7 protein-coding genes are annotated in these 6,233 nt (G+C 72.3%); 3 read left to right on the forward strand and 4 right to left on the reverse strand.

Annotation, left to right across the window (positions count from 1 at the left end):
* A partial coding sequence (locus SACSA_RS21195) for an amidohydrolase family protein (protein ID WP_019813220.1) occupies positions 1–754 on the reverse strand: 754 nt, incomplete at its 3' end.
* A gap of 99 nt (positions 755–853) precedes the next feature.
* On the opposite strand from SACSA_RS21195, the gene SACSA_RS0102530 reads away from it, so the two are divergent.
* Positions 854–2,233 (forward strand): KamA family radical SAM protein, encoded by a 1,380-nt coding sequence (locus SACSA_RS0102530; RefSeq protein WP_019813222.1) that lies wholly within the window; start codon positions 854–856, stop codon positions 2,231–2,233.
* Positions 2,234–2,310: 77 nt separating this feature from the next.
* Here the strand turns inward: SACSA_RS0102530 and SACSA_RS0102535 are convergent, their stop codons facing one another.
* Positions 2,311–2,679, reverse strand: a complete 369-nt coding sequence (locus SACSA_RS0102535; protein WP_157596577.1) for a hypothetical protein — start codon at positions 2,677–2,679, stop codon at positions 2,311–2,313.
* 101 nt (positions 2,680–2,780) lie between these two features.
* Here SACSA_RS0102535 and SACSA_RS0102540 point away from each other — a divergent pair, with 101 nt between their 5' ends.
* Both SACSA_RS0102540 and SACSA_RS21200 read left to right on the forward strand, forming a co-directional pair.
* On the forward strand, positions 2,781–3,866 hold the full coding sequence (locus SACSA_RS0102540; protein WP_019813226.1) for a GDSL-type esterase/lipase family protein: 1,086 nt from the start codon (positions 2,781–2,783) through the stop codon (positions 3,864–3,866).
* A 220-nt stretch (positions 3,867–4,086) separates the two neighbouring features.
* On the forward strand, positions 4,087–5,067 hold the full coding sequence (locus SACSA_RS21200) for a threonine ammonia-lyase (RefSeq protein ID WP_019813228.1): 981 nt from the start codon (positions 4,087–4,089) through the stop codon (positions 5,065–5,067).
* A gap of 53 nt (positions 5,068–5,120) precedes the next feature.
* Here SACSA_RS21200 and SACSA_RS0102550 read toward each other — a convergent pair whose 3' ends face one another.
* The gene (locus tag SACSA_RS0102550) at positions 5,121–5,576 is read right to left on the reverse strand and encodes an Lrp/AsnC family transcriptional regulator (protein ID WP_019813230.1); all 456 of its coding nucleotides are present in this window, start codon (positions 5,574–5,576) and stop codon (positions 5,121–5,123) included.
* On the reverse strand, positions 5,573–6,233 hold a 661-nt coding region (locus tag SACSA_RS21205; protein WP_019813232.1), incomplete at its 5' end, for a M24 family metallopeptidase. The genes SACSA_RS0102550 and SACSA_RS21205, both read right to left, overlap by 4 nt.

Genomic DNA, 6,233 nt, shown 5'->3' on the forward strand with positions numbered 1-6,233 from the left:
TCCGGCACCACCGGGTCAGCCCCTCGGGCAGCACCCGGGTGACCGCCTCGCTCGCCGCGCCCTTGGTCATCGTGGTCGCCACCACGTCCCGCAGTGCCCGCGCGGCCGTGGTCACCGCGGCGCGAGCGGGCATGCCCGCCCGCGTGACATCGCCGCGCTGCCATGCCAACCGGGCCTGCGCGTCGGCATCGTCCAGTGGCAGCAGCGCCGGGATCAGCGTGTGGTGAGCGGTGCGGGTGACCGGCCCGTCGTCGTGGTATCCCCGCTGGGCGCGGGCGTCGGGGGCGAGGGTGACGAGCGCGGTGGAGACCAGGGCCGAGTGCACGTCGACGCGGCTGAGGTAGACGGGCACGTCGCCGACGGCGTCGTCGAGTTCGGCGCGGCTGGGCAGGCGGGGGTTGTGCCAGGTGCTTTCGTCCCAGCCGTGGGCGAGCAGCACGTCGCCGGGGGTGGTGGCGCGGGCGGCGTCGGCGACGGCGGCGAGCAGGTCGCCGGCGCCGGACACGGCGCTGAGGTCGACTCCGGTCAGGTGCAGTCCGGTGGCGGTGGCGTGGACGTGGGCGTCGACGAAGGCGGGCGCGACGAAGGCGCCGTCGAGGTCGATGGTTTCGGCGTCCGGGTGCAGGGCGCGGGCGGGCCGGTCCTGGCCGATCCAGCTGATGGTGCCGTCGGTGACGGCCAGGGCGGTGGCGTCGGGCGAGTGCGGGGTGTGGATGCGGCCGCCGACGAGGAGGGTGGTGTTGCTTCCGGTCACGCCTCCCGAGTCTGCCACCCACCCGCGGCGACAAGTTTTGCGCCCAAGGATCGATATGTCAGGATATTTTCCACGAGTAGTCGAGATTGAGGAGCAGAAGTGACTGCGACCCAGGAACCTGCTACCGAGCTCGCCGAGCAGCCCTACACCTACCGCCGCGCCGAGTTGGCCGAACCCGACTGGCGTCGCTTCCCGGGCTGGCGAGACGTGACCGAGGCAGAGTGGCGCGACGCGCAGTGGCAGCGCGTGCACTGCGTCCGCAACGTCAAGCAGCTGCGCGCGGTGCTGGGCGATCTCGTGGCCGACCGGTTCTACGAGGACCTGGTCGCCGACCAGAAGCGGATGGCCACCATGTCGATGCTGCTGCCGCCGCAGATGCTCAACACCATCGCCCCGCACGCGGGCACCGACCCCGCCAAGATCACCGAGGCGTTCTACGGCGATCCCATCCGTCACTACATGCTGCCGGTGGCCAGTGACCGCGACCCGGACTGGCCCAGCCACCCCTACTCCCAGCGCGACTCGCTGCACGAGGCGGAGATGTGGGTCGTCGAGGGGCTGACCCACCGTTACCCCACCAAGGTGCTGGCCGAGCTGCTGTCGACCTGCCCGCAGTACTGCGGGCACTGCACGCGCATGGACCTCGTCGGCAACTCCACCGAACTCATCGACAAACACAAGCTCGAACTCAAGCCGGCCGACCGGCAGGACGCCATCATCGACTACCTCACGCGCACCCCCGGCGTGCGCGACGTGGTGGTCTCCGGCGGCGACGTGGCCAACGTGCCCTGGCACCAGCTCGAGAAGTTCCTCATGCGGCTACTCGAGATCGACACCGTGCGCGACATCCGCCTGGCGACCAAGGCCCTGGCGGGCCTGCCGCAGCACTGGCTCCAACCCAAGATCGTCGAAGGGCTGGAACGCGTGGCGGGCACCGCCCGGCGGCGCGGCGTGAACCTGGCCATCCACACCCACGTCAACCACGTGCAGTCGGTGACCCCGCTGGTGGCCGAGGCCACGCGCACCGCACTGGAGGTCGGGGTGCGCGACGTGCGCAACCAGGGCGTGCTCATGCGCGGCGTCAACGACACCCCGGCCGCGTTGCTGGATCTGTGCTTCGCGTTGCAGGGCGAGGCGGGCATCCTGCCCTACTACTTCTACCTGTGCGACATGATCCCCAACGCCGAGCACTGGCGGCTGTCGGTGCGGCAGGCACAGGAACTCCAGCACGCCATCATGGGGTATCTGCCGGGCTATGCCACTCCGCGCCTGGTGTGTGACGTGCCCTACGTCGGCAAGCGCTGGGTGCACCAGGTCGCCGAGTACGACACCGAGCGCGGCATCTCCTACTGGACCAAGAACTACCGCACCGGCATCGAGCACGACGACCCCGAGGCGCTGCACCGCCGCTACCCGTACTACGACCCCGTGTTCACCCTGCCCGAGTCCGGCCGTGCCTGGTGGGAGAACCGGCGCTGACCGGGACCGCGCTGCCGCCCGGGGGCCGCCTCACCTCGCGCGTGGCGCACGTGACCGGCTCCCGGGCGCCCACTGGGTCAGCCGCAGTTGAGCCCGTAGTACCCGCGGAAGTTGTTCTGCCCGTTGAGTTCGACGAGCCCGGACACGTCGACGCACCGGTGGGTCATGTCGACCCCGGCCGGGGTGTACGCCGGGCCCGCGTAGTAGCTGAAGTACCCGGAATCGCAGCCCACGTCCGGGCAGTTCGGGAAGTCCCACCCGCCCGGGGCGATCCGCGCGTAGGTGTCGCCCGGGACACCGTAGGCCTCGTTCTGGCGGTTGACGATCAGGCAGTTGCGCTTGGCGGTGGACGACCAGTACACGTCGAAGGCGCCGACCTCGCCGCGCCCGAACGGGTAGTGGCCCACGTGGACGTAGCCGCCGCTCCGGGGCCGGATTGCCGTCACCGGCGGGTGTGTCCCCTCCGCGCGCGACGGCGCCTCACCGGGCCGCGCACCGGCCACCGACGGTGACCAGCCGCGGCGACTCATGAGTAAACTCGTCCGCGATGTCCAGGTTCCGGTGGTGGCTCGGCGGCCTCGCGCTGGCCGGTGTGGTGCTCATCGTCGCCGTGCTCGTCGTCGTGCTCCCCACGGAGCGGGAGCCAGGCGAACGGCCGGGGCCCCCGGGCACGGGGCCGCTGACCGTGGTGTCGATGGGCGACAGCACGCTGTCCGGTGAGGGGGCGGGCGACTACACCGCCGGCACCGACGGCGCGGGCGGCAACTGGTGCCACCGCTCCCCCCACGCCATGGTCCACCAGGTGGAGCTGGCCGGGATCACCGAGTCGGTCAACCTGGCCTGTTCCGGCGCGCCGTCCGCGCAGGTGGCCCTGGGTGAGATCGTGCAGTACACCGAACCGTCGCAGGCCGCCCAGTTGCGGGAGCTGCTCGACACCCACCGGGTCGCGGCCGTGGTGGTGGCGCTCGGCGCCAACGACGAGCCCCAGTTCTCCCGGCTGATCTCCGAGTGCTTCACGTCGTGGTTTCTCGACCGCGGCGCCCCGTGCAGCGAACAGATCAAGGCCGACTGGCCCTCCCGCCTCGAAGCGATGCGCCCGAAGGTCGTGCGGGCGCTGACCGACGTGCGCTCGGTGCTGTCCGAGGCGGGCTACAGCGACGACGATTACGAGCTGGTGTTGCAGTCCTACGCCTCCCCCATCGGCCCGGGCATCCCCGAGTCGCTGCGCAACCTGGACGGCTGCCCGTTCCGCACCGAGGATCTGAGCTGGGTCGCGGGCACGGGATCGGCCTCGTTGTCGGCGGCGCTGCGCCGGGCCGCTGCCGAAGCCGGGGCGCGGTTTCTCGACCTGTCCCGTTCGGCCCGGGGACACGAGGCGTGCAGCGGCGGCGACAACACCGAGTCGGAATGGTTCACCCGCTTCACCGTCCGCTGGGACGACCTGGAGGCCGCCGAGCGCGCCTCGCACGCGTTGCAGGAGTCGTTCCACCCCAACGCGCGCGGGCACGCCCAACTCGCCGGGTGTGTCAGCGAGTTCCTGGCCACCGAGGACCGCGAGGCCGCCTGCCTCGAAGGCGCGGACGGCAACCTGCACGCCGCCCCGTCGGTGCCCGCCGCGGCGGGCGGACGGTGAGCAGACCTTTCGGCCAGGTCGGAGCACGGCCGCACCAGCGGCTCGGTCGGCATGCTCGCGTGGGAGGCGGCGTCACGATCGTGCCGCGCCGCCACCGCGCGGGGCTCTACCGTGGGGTTGGCCCGCCGTCGTCGCCGCGGCGCGCGGGACACGCGGTGCGCGCCTCCGCCGGGCACCGCGGGCACCGATCCCTCTCCCGGAAGGCACGCGCATGCAGGAAATGGACCTCGACCTCGCGCGGATCGCACAGGCCTCGGCTCTGATCGACCCGGTCTTCGTCCGCACGCCGCAGTTCGTCGACGAGCAGCTCTGCGCCGCGCTGGGAAGGCGGGTGCTGGTCAAGATCGAGACGCTGAACCCGATCCGCAGTTTCAAAGGGCGGGGCATGGACCTGCTCGCCCGCGAGTTCGCGCCGGGAACCCGCCTGGTGTGTTCCTCGATGGGGAACTTCGGCCAGGCCGTCGGCTACGCGGCGGCCAGGCACGGCCTGAGCGCGGAGGTATTCGTTCCCGCGGGCCTGAGCCCGGTGAAGCTGACCAGAATGACGTCCCTCGGCGTCCGCGTGCACGAGGTCGGTGACGGCCACGCGGCCGACGCCGCCCGCGACCACGCCGCCGCCGACGACGACAGCGTCCTCGTCGTGGACGGGCTCCACCCGCGCATCGCGGAGGGCGCGGGCACTCTCGGCGTCGAGCTGCTCACCGCCGGCACGATCGACACGGTGGTGCTGCCGGTCGGGGACGGCGCGCTGATCACCGGCGTCGCCCGGTGGATCAAGGAGCACTCCCCGCACACCCGCGTGGTGGGCGTGTGCGCCACGGGAGCGGCGAGCATGGTCGACAGTTGGCGAGCCGGTCGTGTGGTGCCTTCCGAAGCCGCGGACACCATCGCGGAGGGCGTCGCGGTCCGGTCGCCGATTCCGGAGTCGGTGGACCGCATGCGGTCACTGGTCGACGACATGGTGGTCGTGGACGATGCGGATCTGCTGGCGGCGATGCGCACCGCCGTGGAGACGCTGGGGGTGCTGCCCGAACCCGCGGGAGCGGCCGGTCTGGCCGCCATCGCCACGCACGACCTGCCGGGGGACGTGCTGGCCACCGCCGTCACCGGGGCGAACACCCCGGCAGCCCTGGCCGCGGACGTCCTGGCGGCCCCGGGCCGGTCGACCGGTCGACACCGTGCTGGTGAGCAGGGTCGGTGACCCGGGTGAGCGGCTCACGGCCCCGCCTGTGACGGGGCCACGCCGACCACAGATCACAGTGTCGGTGAGCGGCCCTCGAACGGCGTGGACAGCACCACCGTGGTGCGGGTGGAGACCTTGGCCGCCTCGCGGATGCGGCGCAGCAGATCCTCCAGCGCCAGCGGCGAGGCCACCCGCACCAGCAGCACGTACGACTCGTCACCGGCCACCGAGTAGCACGACTCGATCTCGGTGATGTGCTGCAGCCGCTGCGGGTAGTCGTCCGGCGCGGCCGGGTCGTTGGGGGTCAGCGAAATCAACGCCGTCAGCGGCAGCCCGATCTGCTCCCCGTCGAGGGTGGCGGTGTAGCCGCGGATCACGCCCCGCTGTTCGAGCCTGCGCACCCGTTGGTGCACCGCCGACACCGACAGCCCGACCCGCTCGGCCAGATCGGTGAAGCTGCGCCGCCCGTCGGCGGCCAGCTCGGCCACGATGGCCTTGTCCAGCGGCTCCAGCCCTCCGCCGGTCATGCGCCCAGCACGGTCAGCTCGTGCGGACGGGTGTTGAGCGGCTCGACGCCGTCGGCGGTGACCACCACGATGTCCTCGATCCGCGCGCCCCACCGCCCGGCGCGGTAGATGCCCGGCTCGACGCTGAAGGCCATGCCCGGTTCGAGCGGCAGGTCGTTGCCGCTCATGATGTAGGGCTCCTCGTGCACGTCCAGGCCGATGCCGTGGCCGGTGCGGTGGATGAAGCACTCGCCGAACCCGGCGTCGGTGATGACCCGGCGCGCGGCGGTGTCGATCTCCTGCGCGGTCGCGCCGGGCCGCACCGCCTCCACCGCGGCCCGCTGCGCCCGCTGCAGCACCGCGTAGCCGTCGCGCACCTCCGGGTCGGCGGGCTCGCCCACGGCGTAGGTGCGGGTGCTGTCGGAGTGGTAGCCCTCGGGGACCGGGCCGCCGATGTCGACCACCACCACGTCCCCGGCCTCGATCACCCTGTCGGACACGTCGTGGTGCGGGCTGGCGCCGTTGGGACCGGAGCCGACGATGACGAACTCGGCCGACACGTGCCCCTCGGCCACGATGGCCTCGGCGATGTCGGCGCCCACCTCGGCCTCGGTGCGGCCGGGCCGCAGCCACTCGCCCATGCGGGCGTGCACCCGGTCGATCGCCGCGCCCGCGCTG

Origin of the sequence: Saccharomonospora saliphila YIM 90502, assembly GCF_000383795.1 — a bacterium.
GTDB classification, from domain to species: domain Bacteria; phylum Actinomycetota; class Actinomycetes; order Mycobacteriales; family Pseudonocardiaceae; genus Saccharomonospora; species Saccharomonospora saliphila.

Bases quoted from the DNA above. Each gene is read 5' to 3' on its own strand.
- SACSA_RS21200 (WP_019813228.1), top strand. From the start codon at position 4,087: ATGGACCTCGACCTCGCGCGGATCGCACAGGCCTCGGCTCTGATCGAC.
- SACSA_RS0102540 (WP_019813226.1), top strand. From the start codon at position 2,781: ATGTCCAGGTTCCGGTGGTGGCTCGGCGGCCTCGCGCTGGCCGGTGTG.
- SACSA_RS0102550 (WP_019813230.1), bottom strand. From the start codon at position 5,576: ATGACCGGCGGAGGGCTGGAGCCGCTGGACAAGGCCATCGTGGCCGAG.